Annotated in this window: 9 protein-coding genes; 6 read left to right on the top strand and 3 right to left on the bottom strand. The window is 65.0% G+C overall.

Annotation, left to right across the window (positions count from 1 at the left end):
- Positions 1 to 40: 40 nt before the first annotated feature.
- Positions 41 to 685 carry a bifunctional 4-hydroxy-2-oxoglutarate aldolase/2-dehydro-3-deoxy-phosphogluconate aldolase gene (eda, locus tag AC1Q7Q_RS03915; RefSeq protein ID WP_492370841.1) on the top strand — a complete coding sequence of 215 codons (645 nt, stop codon included), beginning with the start codon at positions 41 to 43 and terminating at the stop codon, positions 683 to 685.
- Between the two features lie 84 nt (positions 686 to 769).
- The gene (locus tag AC1Q7Q_RS03910; protein WP_492370840.1) at positions 770 to 2,434 is read left to right on the top strand and encodes a phospholipase D family protein; all 1,665 of its coding nucleotides are present in this window, start codon (positions 770 to 772) and stop codon (positions 2,432 to 2,434) included.
- Between the two features lie 45 nt (positions 2,435 to 2,479).
- Here AC1Q7Q_RS03910 and AC1Q7Q_RS03905 read toward each other — a convergent pair whose 3' ends face one another.
- From AC1Q7Q_RS03905 to AC1Q7Q_RS03895, 3 genes are all read right to left on the bottom strand, one after another.
- Positions 2,480 to 2,611 (bottom strand): entericidin A/B family lipoprotein, encoded by a 132-nt coding sequence (locus tag AC1Q7Q_RS03905; RefSeq protein WP_006163387.1) that lies wholly within the window; start codon positions 2,609 to 2,611, stop codon positions 2,480 to 2,482.
- 131 nt (positions 2,612 to 2,742) lie between these two features.
- A complete protein-coding gene (locus AC1Q7Q_RS03900; RefSeq protein ID WP_492370839.1) occupies positions 2,743 to 4,089 on the bottom strand; it encodes a GGDEF domain-containing protein in 1,347 nt (448 codons plus the stop codon).
- Between the two features lie 257 nt (positions 4,090 to 4,346).
- Complete coding sequence (locus tag AC1Q7Q_RS03895; protein WP_492370838.1) at positions 4,347 to 5,660, bottom strand: hemolysin family protein; 1,314 nt, start codon at positions 5,658 to 5,660, stop codon at positions 4,347 to 4,349.
- A 390-nt stretch (positions 5,661 to 6,050) separates the two neighbouring features.
- On the opposite strand from AC1Q7Q_RS03895, the gene AC1Q7Q_RS03890 reads away from it, so the two are divergent.
- The 4 genes from AC1Q7Q_RS03890 to AC1Q7Q_RS03875 all read left to right on the top strand — a co-directional run bounded on the left by AC1Q7Q_RS03890 (position 6,051) and on the right by AC1Q7Q_RS03875 (position 13,470).
- The gene (locus AC1Q7Q_RS03890; RefSeq protein WP_492370837.1) at positions 6,051 to 8,195 is read left to right on the top strand and encodes a hydantoinase/oxoprolinase family protein; all 2,145 of its coding nucleotides are present in this window, start codon (positions 6,051 to 6,053) and stop codon (positions 8,193 to 8,195) included.
- Between the two features lie 11 nt (positions 8,196 to 8,206).
- Positions 8,207 to 10,531 carry a hydantoinase B/oxoprolinase family protein gene (locus AC1Q7Q_RS03885; protein ID WP_492370836.1) on the top strand — a complete coding sequence of 775 codons (2,325 nt, stop codon included), beginning with the start codon at positions 8,207 to 8,209 and terminating at the stop codon, positions 10,529 to 10,531.
- Between the two features lie 57 nt (positions 10,532 to 10,588).
- On the top strand, positions 10,589 to 11,095 hold the full coding sequence (locus AC1Q7Q_RS03880) for an acetone carboxylase subunit gamma (protein ID WP_492370835.1): 507 nt from the start codon (positions 10,589 to 10,591) through the stop codon (positions 11,093 to 11,095).
- 353 nt (positions 11,096 to 11,448) lie between these two features.
- A complete protein-coding gene (locus tag AC1Q7Q_RS03875) occupies positions 11,449 to 13,470 on the top strand; it encodes a sigma-54-dependent Fis family transcriptional regulator (protein ID WP_492370834.1) in 2,022 nt (673 codons plus the stop codon).
- Positions 13,471 to 13,538: the final 68 nt, after the last annotated feature.

Here is a 13,538-nt window from a genome sequence, read left to right as displayed (position 1 = left end):
TCCAAGCTCAATCGTCCGACCTGACCGAAGATCCACTGCCATGCAAACTCAATCTCCCTCGCTGATCGAACGCCTCGTTAACGTGCCGGTGATCCCGGTGCTCGAATTCTCCTCCGTGGACGAAGCCCTGCATGTGTCCGAAGCCTTGATCGGCGGCGGCCTGCCGGTGCTGGAGATCACGCTGCGCACGCCGGTGGCGCTGGACGCCATCAAGGCGGTGGCGGCAGCTTTCCCGCAAGCCTGCGTAGGCGCGGGCACGGTGTTGACGGCGGCCGACCTGAAGGCCGTGAGCGACGCCGGCGCGCAGTTCGCGGTTTCACCCGGGCTTACGCCGGCGCTGGCCGTGGCCGCGCAGGGTGCGGGCGTGGCGCTGTTGCCTGGCGTAGCCACCGCCAGCGAGGCGATGGCCGCGATGGAAGCCGGTTTCAAGTTCCTGAAGTTCTTTCCGGCGGAAGCGTCGGGCGGCGTGCCGATGCTCAAGTCGCTTTACGGGCCGTTCGCGCAACTGCGCTTCTGCCCGACGGGCGGCATTGACCTTGCTCGCGCGCCAACGTATCTCGCGCTGCCCAATGTGGTTTGCGTGGGCGGATCCTGGGTGGTGCCCAAGGATGCGGTGGCCAAGGGCGACTGGGCGCGGGTGCGCACACTGGCGCAGGAGGCTGCCGCGCTGCGCAAGTCCGCCTGAAGCCCCCAAGGCGTCGGACAAAGGCGGATAGCGGGCCGCCGCGCCAGGTTATAAGCTTGGCATATCCCGACTGCTGGAGGCAGCATGGCTGTGCAACTGGCGGGTCCGGCCCCGGGTGGCATGGCAGCTTCCCGGCGCCGCGGCGCGATGCTGGCCCAGCGGCTTGGCCGCGTGTTGATTTGCGCTTGCGTCTTGTTTGCCGAGGGTTGCGCCAGCCTGCCCAAGGAAGCACCGCGCGAGCAGAGCGCAGCGCTGGCAGATCCGGCGACCACCGCCCTCGGGCGGCTGGCTGCGCAGAGTTCGCCCGATCAGGCGCTGTCCGGCTTTCATGTGATCGCCTCTGGCGAAGAAGCCTACGGTACGCTGATTTCGCTGGCCGACCATGCCACCCGCACCCTGGATCTCCAGTACTACCTCATCGAGGCCGACGAATCGTCCCGCGAGATCCTTCGGCACGTGCGGGCAGCGGCCGAGCGGGGCGTGCGCGTGCGCGTGCTGGTGGACGACCTGCATAGCGACGGCAAGGATCGCGCCTTCCTGCGCTTCGCGGGCCATCGCAATATCGAAGTACGCATGTTCAACCCGTTTCCTGCGGGGCGATTCTCCAAGCTGACGCGGATGCTCTCGTCCGCCACCGATGTCCGCCGGCTCAACCGCCGCATGCACAACAAGGCCTTTATCGCCGACAACGCGCTGGCCATGACAGGGGGCCGCAATCTCGGCAACGCCTATTTCCTGCGCGCTCCCGACACAAACTTCGTCGACCTTGACGTGATCGCTGCCGGCCCCGCGGTACGGCGGTTGTCTGCCGCATTCGACAGATACTGGAACAATCCGCTGGCCGTGCCGGTGGAAGTCCTGGCAACCCCTGCGGAGGCGGCGGACGCGGCCTCCGCCTCCGGCACTAGGGCGGCGCGGCCCGAGCAGGCCCTCGTGGGCACGCAGACGGATAGCAAGCGCATCGAAGCACTGGGCATGACGCCTCCCGGCAAGATCGATGCGCGGGAGAGCTTCCTGGGCCGCCAGTTCACGGCTGGCGGCAAGCTGGCTCTCGAATGGGCTTCGGCAAGCGTGATGGTCGACGCGCCCAGCAAAGCCGCGCCGGACCAGGCGCCAGCCGCCGGCGAGACCATGAGCGAGGAACTGGGCCGCATGCTGAGCGGGGCGAGCCAGGAGATCATCCTGATTTCCCCCTATTTCATCCCGGGCGACCGCGGCGTCGCGTGGATGGCGGACCTGGTCAAGCGCGGCGTCAAGGTGCGGGTACTGACCAACTCACTGGCCGCCACCGATGCGCCCCTCGTCCATGTGGGATACCGGCGCTATCGGCCCGACCTGCTGCGCGCGGGAGTGGAACTGCATGAGCTCAAGTCGCGCCCCGGCCGGCCGCAGAAACTGATCGGGGATTACATGTCTTCGCAGGCTAGCCTGCATGTGAAGGCGGCCGTCGCCGACCGGACCAACCTGTTCGTGGGATCGATGAACTTCGATCCACGCTCGGCCAGCCAGAATACGGAAACAGGCCTGATCATCCATAGCGCCAAGCTCGCGCAGCAAGTCGCGCAGTTGTTCGCGGGGGCGATCGACGATAACAGCTACCTGCTGCGCTTGTCCGATCAGGGCGCGGTGCAGTGGGTGGATGGCAAGGGGGACAAGGCGGTGGTGTTCGATACCGAGCCGGATACAAGTTGGCAGAAGCGCTTGTGGATCGACGTACTCGCGCCGTTCACGCCTGAGCAGTTGTTGTGATGCCGCGGAGCGCCATGCCTGGCGCTCCGGTGCCGTCAGCGCATCTTACTTGCTGCGATCGGCTGCGCCTTCAAGCTTTTGGCCACCCTTCTGTATATCCTGGCCCAGGCCGGCCATGGTGTTGCAGCCAGCCAGCAGGGTGGCAAACAGAACGCAGAAGATCCATCCTTTTTTCACGCCAGACTCCTTTCGGTCATTGAATTCGCCGCAATTTTACCGTTGTCGCGGTGCTCTATTGAAGCACGATGCGTGCCATTTTGTAACCGATCGTGCCAAGATTGTGACGCGGCGCGGGCAAGCACTGCGCCCTAGGTCAGCAATTCACGCGCGCGTGCGCAGATTGCAGCATGTGTCTGCGCCAGCCAGTGAGCCGGGAAGGGCTGCGCCAGCAAGTATCCCTGTATGGCGCAGCAGCCCCAACGTCGTACTTCGGCCAGTTGGTGCCGTGTTTCGACGCCCTTGGCACAGACTGGCAGGCCAAGGCGCCATGCCTGCTCGCAGGCGGCGTGCAGCCGGGCGGCGGCGCCGGCCTGGCCCGGCTGCCCTGGCTGCTCGCTGCTGCCGATGCAGCGCGCGTTGAACGTCAGTAAATCGGGTTGCAGGCGCTCCAGCGTTGACGCGCCGCCGGGCGCGTCGGCAAAGTCGCTCAGGGCAAACCGCAGGCCCGCGCCGCGCAACGTGGCGAGCTTGGCCGCGGCAACGTGGTCGCCGGCCAGCAACGCGTCGCCGGGAATCTCGAGGCAGATCCTCGCCGGGTCGAGCTTGCGTGCCGCCAGGGTGCGCAACAAGGTGTCGATCAGCGGGGTGCCATGCAACTGGGCGCTGGAAACCAGCAACGACAGTTCCACCGGGTCGGCAACGCCCGGGCAATCCAGCAGGGGCAAGGCGTTTTCCATCAGCCAGCGTGCCACCTCGCCCATCATGCCAAGAGATTCCAGCGCGGGCAGGAAGTCTTGCGGCGCGACACGCCCCAACTCAGGGCTCTGCCAGCGCAGACGGGCCGTGTAGCCAGTCACGCAACCCGTGGCCAGCGATGCCCTTGCCTGCAGGTTCAGCGCGATCTGCCCGCGCGCCATGGCAAAAGGCAGGGCGGCCAGGAGCGGTGTGGAAAGTGATGCAGGGGTGGTAATGCCGCCGCCGGCAACGCCGTCGCCTCCGCGTTTGCGTACGCGCAGCATCGCGTCATAGGCCTCATGGAGGCTGCGCTCCGCTGGCTTGTCGGGTTCATCCAGCGCCACGCCAATGCTGCTGGACAGGAACAGCTCGAACCCGTTCTGCACGAACGGCCGCGCCAGGCCAGCGGCCACGGCACGTGCCAGGCGCGTCGCTGCTTCCAGCGGGTCTGCCGCCAGCTGTAGCAGCGGGGCCAGCGGCACAACCGCACCGATGTCCGCCTGGCCTAGCCAGTTCACTTCGGCCGTCTGGGCCAGCGCGGCTATGCGCGCCGCCACCTGCGCGCGTAGCCGCGCCGATAGCTCCGCGCCAAGCGTTTCGCTAGCGTAGGTAAAGCGATCGAGGTGGATCACCAGCACCGCGAAGCGCTGCTGCGTGGCCGGCGGCATCTGCCGCCGCGCCATCAAGGCAGCCACGAAGTCGCATTTTTCATGAGGGTCCACCTCCGGCGAGCGGACGGCATCGTCTGCGTCTGGATGCATTGGGGGTCCCTGTGGGCAGCATGATTTCGCCGCACGGTGGCATGAGCGCGGCCTCACAAAGCCTTGGCCGCGGCAACCGGCGCGCCATCGGCGCGCCGGCTCGGGGATCTGGCCCTCAAGCCGGCGTCAGGGATGGCACGGCACAGTGACGATCATACGGTAGAGCAGGCGCGGCCCGAAGCGTGGCGGACACAGGGATAGTGCGGATTCGCCGGGGCTTGACGGAGATCAAGTTTCGGCGCCAGGCGGGTATGGGGTCAGCCGGTGGTCTCGGCGTCGGCGCCGTCGTCGGGCAGCACGCGCGACGCCAATACCTTGTCGATGCGCTTGCCGTCCATGTCCACGATCTCGAACTTCCAGTCGCCCCAGCGCACGGTGTCGGTGGTCTGCGGAAGGCGGCCCAACAACAGCAGCAACATGCCGGACAGCGTGTGGTAACGCTCCTTGTCCTCTTCCGGCACCTGGCGCAGGCCAATGCGGTCTTTCAGCTCGGGGATGGGAATGAGGCCATCGAGCAGCCAGGAACCGTCCTCGCGCTGCACGGCCCATTCCTCGCCGACGCCATCCTGCTTGAATTCGCCGGTGATGGCCTCGATCAGGTCCTGCAGCGTCACCAGGCCTAGCACCTCGCCGTATTCGTCGATGACAAAGGCGATCTGGCCGCCGGAAACGCGGAAATTCTCCAGCAGTTCCATGCCGGTCACGCTTTCTGGCACGAACACCGGAGCCTGGGCCACGGCGGCGAGGTCGGTAGGCTCGCCGCGCAGGCGGCGCGCCAGCAACTGGCGGGCGCTCACCACGCCCAGCATGTCGTGCATGCCGCCGCGCACCACCGGGAAGCGCGAGTGATCGGACTCCTCGATGCGGCGCAGGTTTTCTTCCAGCGGGACTTCCACGTCCAGGCAGACCACATCGCCGCGCGGCACCATCAGCGAGGTGAGCTGGCGGTCATCCAGGCGGAACACATTACGCACCATGGTGTGCTCGTGCTGCTCGATGACGCCGGCTTCCGAGCCTTCCACCAGGAGGGCATGGATCTCCTCTTCGGTCACCGCCGGGCCGCGGCCGCTTTTCACGCCAAGCATGCGCAGCACCAGCCGGGTTGAGCTGGATAGCAGCTTGACGAACGGGGTGGAGGCCAGCGCCAGGAAGGAAATCGGGCGCGAGACCAGGCGCGCGATGGTTTCGGGGGCCATCTGGCCAAGGCGCTTGGGTACCAGTTCACCCAGCACAATGGAGAAATAGGTCAGGCCGGCCACCACAATGGTGGTGGCCACCCAGCCGGCGGTCGAGGCCTGCATGCCAAAGCCCTGGAGCCAGGCGCCGAGCGGCTGCGCCAGGGTGGATTCGCCAACGACGCCGTTCAGCACGCCAATGGAGGTAATGCCGATCTGGACGGTAGACAGAAATCGGGTGGGATCCTCGCCCAGCTTGATCGCTTCGATCGCGCCGCGGTCGCCTTCTTCGATGCGCCGCTGCAGGCGGGCCTTGCGGGCTGTCATCAAGGCGATTTCGGACATCGCGAACAGGCCGTTGATCAGGATCAGCGCCAGTAATATGGCAATTTCCATCAGGGTGCGCGCCCTGTGCGCGCAGGAGTTATCGAGGCCCAAAGCATAACATTGCTGTGTGTCAGGGCCGCTGCGGGCTTGCCTGGATTGCCGTGCCCATTCCCCCTTGCGGCACTTTGCGCTGACCGAGCCGTCACCCGGGCGCAGCGTGAAAACCGAACGGTGCCCCCGTTCGAAAACACGACGTTCGAGACGCTACAAGTCGCTTCCCGCTCCAGCCTTTTGCTCGAGGTTATTCGCTATCTCATTGATATAAAACAAAAAATACTTGTCTCCAGCAGTTGGCACAGCCGTTGCGTTACTGCCACCGAACCACCGTGCCATGCGGTGAGTTTGGCAACGGCGCTGCCTGGCAGCCGCCGTGAACGCTGACAAAGCAAGGAGACAAGTATGGAAGTGCAATCACAAGTCCAGGTGATGGGCATCGATGCCGGCGGCACGATGACCGACACCTTCTTTGTGCGCGGCGACGGGCGGTTCGTCGTCGGCAAGGCGCAAAGCAACCCGGAAGACGAATCCCTGGCCATCTTCAACTCCTCGGAGGACGCGCTTGCGCACTGGCAGCGCGGGGTCGACGACGTGTACCCCGAACTGCTGACCTGCGTGTACTCGGGCACCGCGATGCTCAACCGCGTTGTGCAGCGCAAGGGGCTGGACGTGGGCCTGATGGTCAACAAAGGCTTCGAGCACGTCCATTCGATGGGGCGGGCCATCCAGAGCTACCTGGGCTACGCGCTGGAGGAGCGCATCCATCTCAACACGCACCGCTACGACGAACCGCTGGTGCCCCTGTCGCGTACCCGCGGCGTGACCGAACGCACCGACGTGCAGGGAGAAATCGTGATCCCGCTGCGCGAAAATGAAGTGCGTCAGGCGACGCGCGAGTTGGTGGCGGCCGGGTCCAAGGCCGTCGTGATCTGCTTCCTGCAATCGCACAAGAACGGCACCAGCGAGCAGCAGGCGCGAGATATCACGCGTGACGAGCTCAAAAAGCTCGGTGCCGATATCCCGGTGTTCGCCTCGGTGGACTATTACCCGCAGCGCAAGGAAAGCCACCGGATGAACACCACGGTGCTGGAGGCATACGCGGCCGAGCCTTCGCGGCAGACGCTGAAAAAGGTCAGCGACCGTTTCAGGAAGCACGGCGCCAAGTTCGACCTGCGGGTGATGGCCACCCACGGCGGCACCATCAGTTGGAAGGCCAAGGAACTGGCGCGCACCATCGTCTCCGGGCCGATCGGCGGCGTGATCGGCTCCAAGCTGCTGGGCGAGACCCTGGGCTACGACAATATCGCCTGTTCCGACATCGGCGGCACCTCGTTCGACATGGCGCTCATCACCAAGGGCAACTTCGCCATCGCCGCCGATCCCGACATGGCGCGGCTGGTGCTGTCCTTGCCGCTGGTGACGATGGACTCGGTGGGCGCCGGCGCCGGCAGCTTCGTGCGGCTAGACCCCTATAGCGGCGCCATCAAGCTCGGCCCGGACAGCGCGGGCTACCGGGTCGGTACCTGCTGGCCGGAAAGCGGGCTGGACACGGTGTCGGTCTCGGATTGCCATGTGGTGCTGGGCTACCTCAATCCTGACAACTTCCTTGGCGGCGCGATACGGCTGGATGTGGAGCGGGCGCGCCAGCATATCAAGGCACAGATCGCGGATCCGCTGGGTCTGTCGGTAGAGGACGCCGCGGCCGGCGTGATCGAACTGCTTGACCTGCAATTGCGCGAGTACCTGCGTTCTAACGTGAGCGCCAAGGGCTATAACCCGACCGAGTTCGTCTGCTTCTCCTACGGCGGTGCCGGGCCTGTCCATACCTATGGCTACACCGAAGGGCTTGGCTTCAAGGATGTGATCGTGCCGGCTTGGGCGGCGGGCTTCTCGGCGTTTGGCTGTGCTTGCGCGGACTTCGAGTACCGCTATGACAAGAGCGTCGACCTGGCGCTGCCGCAGGACGCTGCGCAGGAGGACAAGGCCCGGGCGGCCCAGACCATCCAGAAGGCGTGGTCGGACCTGGCCGCCAAAGTGATCGAGGAGTTCAAGATCAACGGCTTCAAGGCCGAAGACGTGATCCTGCGGCCGGGCTACCGCATGCAATACATGGGCCAGCTTAACGACCTGGAAATCAGCTCCCCGATCGTCAATGCCGCCACGGCGGGCGATTGGGACCAGATCGTCGATGCCTTCGAGGAAACCTACGGCCGCGTGTACGCCAGTTCGGCGCGCTCGCCCGAGCTGGGTTTCTCCGTTACTGGCGCCATCATGCGCGGCATGGTGGTTACCCAGAAGCCGGTGCTGCCGGAAGACCTGGAAGGCGGGCCGAAGCCGCCCGCGCAAGCACGGCTGGGAACGCGTCCGCTGTATCGCCAGAAGCAGTGGCACGACGCGGTGCTGTGGAAGATGGAAGCGCTGCAGCCCGGCAACACCATCACCGGGCCCGCCATCATCGAGTCGGACGCCACCACCTTCGTCGTGCCCGAGGGCTTTGCCACCACGCTCGACAAGCATCACCTCTTCCACCTTAAAGAAGTGAAGTAAGGAGACACGCCATGAACATGATGTCCAGCAAGGAAGTCGGGCTCGCCGACCTGCTCAAGACCGGCGAGACGCTCAAGCAGTTCCGCGACGCCATCCTCGAACGCACCGCCGAGACCGGCCATTACAACGGGCTCACGCGCCTCGCATTTCGCGAGCGGGACCCGATCCGCTACGAAAAGCTCTTCTCCAAGCTGCGCGGCGGCCTGGTGCACGCGCGTGAAACCGCCAAGAAGATCGCCGCCAGCCCGATCGTCGAGCAGGAGGGCGAACTGTGCTTCACGCTCTACAACGCCGCAGGCGATTGCGTATTGACCTCAACCGGGATCATCATCCACGTCGGCACGATGGGGGCCGCGATCAAGTACATGATCGAGAACGACTGGGAGACCAATCCCGGCATCCACCCCGGGGACATGTTTACCAACAATGATTGCGCGATCGGCAATGTCCATCCCTGCGATATCGCCACCATCGTGCCGATTTTTGCGCATGGCAAGCTGGTGGGCTGGGTGGGCGGCGTGACCCACGTGATCGACACCGGCGCGGTGACGCCCGGATCGATGTCCACCGGGCAGGTGCAGCGCTTTGGCGACGGCTACATGATCACCTGCCGCAAGACCGGGGTGAACGACACCCCGCTGCGCGACTGGCTGCATGAAAGCCAGCGCTCGGTACGTACGCCCAAGTACTGGATTCTCGACGAGCGAACCCGCATCGCCGGCTGCCACATGATCCGCGACCTGATCGAGGAAGTGATCGAGGACGAAGGGCTGGAAGCCTACGAAGAGTTCTCCTACGAGGTGATCGAGGAAGGGCGCCGCGGCCTGCAGACGCGCATCAAGGCGATGACGCTGCCGGGCAAGTACCGCAAGGTGGCGTTTGTGGACGTGCCGTACAACCACCCGGACGTGCAGACCTCTTCGGCCTTCGCCAAGCTCGATTCGATCATGCATTCGCCGGTGGAAATGGAAATCCGCAAGGATGGTTCGTGGCGCCTGGATTTCGAAGGTGCGAGCCGCTGGGGCTGGCATTCCTACAATGCGCACCACGTGGCCTTTACCAGCGGTATCTGGGTGATGATGACGCAAACGCTGGTGCCCACGCAGCGCATTAACGATGGTGCCTACTTCGGCACGGAATTCCATCTGCCCAAGGGCACCTGGATGAATCCGGACGATTGCCGCACCGGCCATGCCTACGCCTGGCACTTCCTGGTCTCGGGCTGGAGTGCGATGTGGCGCGGCTTGTCGCAGGCCTACTTCAGCCGCGGCTACCTGGAAGAGGTCAATGCCGGCAACGCCAACACCTCCAACTGGCTGCAGGGCGGCGGCATCAACCAGGAGGGCGAGATCCACGCGGTCAACAGCTTCGAGGCTTCGTCGTGCGGCACCGGCGCCAGCGCCATCAAGGACGGTCTCAACCATGCCGCGGCGATCTGGAACCCGGAAGGCGATATGGGCGATATCGAGATATGGGAAATGGCCGAGCCCCTGCTTTACCTGGGGCGCAACGCCAAGGCCAATTCCGGCGGCTATGGCAAATACCGGGGCGGCTGCGGCTTCGAGACGCTGCGCATGGTGTGGAAAGCGCAGGACTGGACCATGTTTTTCATGGGCAACGGCTACATGAACAGCGACTGGGGCCTGATGGGCGGCTATCCCGCCGCCACCGGCTACCGCTTCGAAGCCCACAAGACCGGCCTGAAGGAGCGCATCGCCGGCGGCGACAGCCTGCCGCTGGGTGGCGATGCCAATCCGGACTTGCCGGACTACGAGAACCACCTCAACGCCGGCGCGGTCGTCAAGCGCGACCAGCAGTGCATGACGACCGAGGACTGCTACGACAACTACGACCTGTACCTGAACTACCTGCGTGGCGGCCCGGGCTTTGGTGACCCGCTCGACCGTGAGGTCGAGGCCATCGAGCGGGACCTGAACAACGCCTTGCTGCTGCCGGAATATGCGCAGAAGGTATATGGCGCGGTCGCGACCAAGGACGGCAATGGGATATGGACGGCGGATGCCAAGGCGACCGCGTTGCTGCGTATCGAGATCCGCAACCAGCGCTTGGCGCGCTCGCAGCCTGTCCAGGAGTGGATGAAGGGCGAGCGCGAGCGGATTCTGGTCAAGCATGCCTCGATCCAGGTGCGGCACATGTTTGCCACCAGCTTCGGCCTGTCGAACAAGTTCGAGCAGCAGTTTCGCACGTTCTGGGGCCTGCCGGACTCGTGGACCTTGACCGAGGACGAGCTGGACGTGCCGACCTATGGCTCGAAGTACCGCATGGACCTGTCCAAGATGCCCGACGTCAACACGGTGGTGCTGGTCGAAGAGTGAGGCCCGGCCGGCACCAACCAATGCACACATTAGTCAATACGCCAGAGAGGATTCAAGATGTCCACTTACACCAGTGAACAGGTCAAGAACCTGGTCGACGGCAAGCTCGACTGGGACACCACCTTGCGCATGCTATCGATGCCCAAGGATGCCGCGCGCTTTCAGCTATACGTGCAAGCGCTGCAGAAAAAGCTCGATTGGGATGATCGCATCGTGCTGCCGCTGAGCCCGCACATGTTTATCGTGCAGCAGGCCAAGACCAAAAAGTGGGTCACGCAATGCTATTGCGGCCATGTCTTCTGCGACTACCGGGAGAACTGGAAGCTCCATGCCAACGTCTACGTGCGCGACACGGATGAAGCCATGGCCGAGGTCTATCCGCACCTGATGGCGCCGGACACGCAATGGCAGGTGTACCGCGAATACTACTGCCCCAAGTGCGGGACCATGCACGACGTGGAAGCCCCCACGCCGTGGTATCCGGTGATCCACGACTTCGAGCCGGATATCGAAGCGTTCTATACGGACTGGGTGAAGCTGCCTCTGCCGGAACGCGCGGACTGATACCGATTTCGACATCGAGGTAATTGCTTCTGCACTTCCGGGCCAAGGGATGGATCGTGCATCCCTCCTGGCGGTGGCCTTTCGGCCGTTCGATTTTCGAACGGCCGTTTCGTTTCCGGCCGGTCGGTGACGGGCGCTCGGGCACCCGTGCGGCCGGGCGGGCCGCGCGGCGGGCGCATGGCGCGTGGCCTGGAACTTGCGGGTAGGCAAGCCCCGGCTGGCTTTGGCGGTGCCGTCGGGAGTAGGATGCAAAGAGCGGGCGCCAGTCCCGCGAAGCACGCAAGACAGGAGATCGAGCCGGATAACCGGCCATCCGAGCCCGCATCGGGCGGGCCCCCGCAAGGAGACACGGAATGCAAGAAGCCGGTACACCGATGGACTGGTTTTCCCATCCCGACCATGACGCCAGCATCATGTCCGCCTGGGAGCACCTGATCGATGGCGGTGAGGCGAGCGCTGGCGAACTGCGCTGCGTGGTCGATGATTCCTGGCGGCGGTGCCTGGTGGGCCAGGTTGATCCTGGCGCCGGGGCCGCGCCGCCGCCGCTGGACGAAGCCGGCCTGAGAGTCCGGCGGGAGAAGAATGATCGCCTGGTCAGCGCCAGCCTGCCACTGATACAGCAGACCCGAGAGTTTCTCTCGCAGACGGGCACCATCATGCTGCTGGCCGATCCTGACGGGATGATCCTCCAGCAGGAGGGGGATATGCATATCGTCGAGCCCGCCGGTGAAGTCGGCCTGATTCCGGGCTGCGACTGGACGGAGCTCAACTGCGGGACCAATGCCATCGGGACCGCGCTGGCCTTGCAACAACCCGTGCAAATCCATGGTGCCGAGCATTTTTGCGCCGGTATCAAGCGCTGGACCTGCTCGGCCACTGTCATCCGTGATCCGCTGGACGGCGGCGTGCTGGGTGTGATCGACGTGTCAGGCCTGGCGCAGACCTATAGCAGGCATAGCTTGGCGCTGACCGTATCGCTGGCCGGCCGGATCGAGAGCCGGCTGGCCAAGCTGGCCATGGAGCGCCGCCTGCGGCTGCTGGACCGCTGCATGAGCCATTTTGCATCGGTGCGCAGCGATGGGGTGCTCGTCCTTGACGAAGGCGGACGCCTGGTCAAGGCCAATCCGCAGGCGCCTTCCGCGCTGGCGCGGCTGGGCGTGAGCACCATTTTGAACAGCGCGTTTTCCATTCCCGGCCTGGACGCCCGCGGGGCGCGCGCCGGATCCGGGCCGCTGCCCGAATGGCTTCGCCTGACCCGCTTCGAAGCGATCCGCGATCGCGGCGACATGCTGGGTTTCGTGGTGGTGATCCCAGCCGCGCCGCATCGTCCTGCATCGGGTGCTGCCGATGCACCTGCCGCGCGGCTGGGCGCGGCGCCGGCGTTTTCCAGTATCGTTGGCAACGGCGCGGCCTTGCGCTCGGCTGTGGAGAAGGCGCAGCACCTGGCGCCGTCCAGGGTGCCGGTGCTGCTGCTGGGCGAAACCGGCGTTGGCAAGGAATTGTTCGCGCAGGGAATTCACCAGGCCAGCGCCTGCGCGGACGGCCCGTTCGTGGCGCTCAATTGCGGGGGGCTGTCACGGGACCTGCTCGCGAGCGAGCTCTTTGGCTATGCCGAGGGAGCGTTTACCGGCGCGCGCCGATCGGGCGCGGCCGGCAAGATCGAGGCCGCCAACCGGGGGACGCTGTTTCTCGACGAGATTGGCGAAATGCCGCTCGACATACAGCCGCACCTGCTGCGTGTGCTGGAAGAGGGAGAGATCTACCGGCTGGGCGAGAACACGCCGCGCAAGGTCAGTTTTCGCCTGGTTGCCGCCACCCACCGGAACCTGCGTGACGACGTGGCCGCGGGGAAATTCCGCATGGACCTGTTCTACCGCATCGCCGTGACCAATATCGCCATACCCCCCTTGCGCGAGCGCAAGGACGACATCCCGGCCCTGGTCACGCACTGGCTGGGCCGGCTATGCGAGCGCTATGGGCTGCCGGTGGCCTCGTTCGACGATGATGCTTACCGATGCCTGCTTGCCTACGACTGGCCGGGCAATGTCCGCGAGTTGCGCAACGCGCTCGAGGGCGCCTTGCTGATGGCCGAGGGCGGCGTGATCACCCTGGACAAGCTGCCGCTCGAAATCAGCGAGGTGGGCATGCCGGGCGGGGCAGGCCGGCCAAAGGACATTGCCGGCAGTGTGCCCGAGACGGTTTGCTCATTGGAGATGGCCGAATCGGAATCCATCCGCAAAGCCCTGGCGTACAGCGGCGGTAACCTGACCAGGACCGCTTCGCGGCTCGGCATCGCGAAGAGCACCTTGTACCAGAAGATCCGGAAATACGGGTTGGGTGCTGCGCTGAGCGAAACACGCGGACGGGTGACATAGGGCGGCGTGCCCGACGTCGACAACCGCATTTCGGCCTGGGCTGGTGTCGCGTTGCAGCATGGGTGCGG

This window comes from Cupriavidus sp. GW823-FHT07A04 (genome assembly GCF_058794615.1).
The sequence above is the reverse complement of the archived record's forward strand: the minus strand, read 5'-3'. Positions and strand labels throughout refer to the sequence as shown.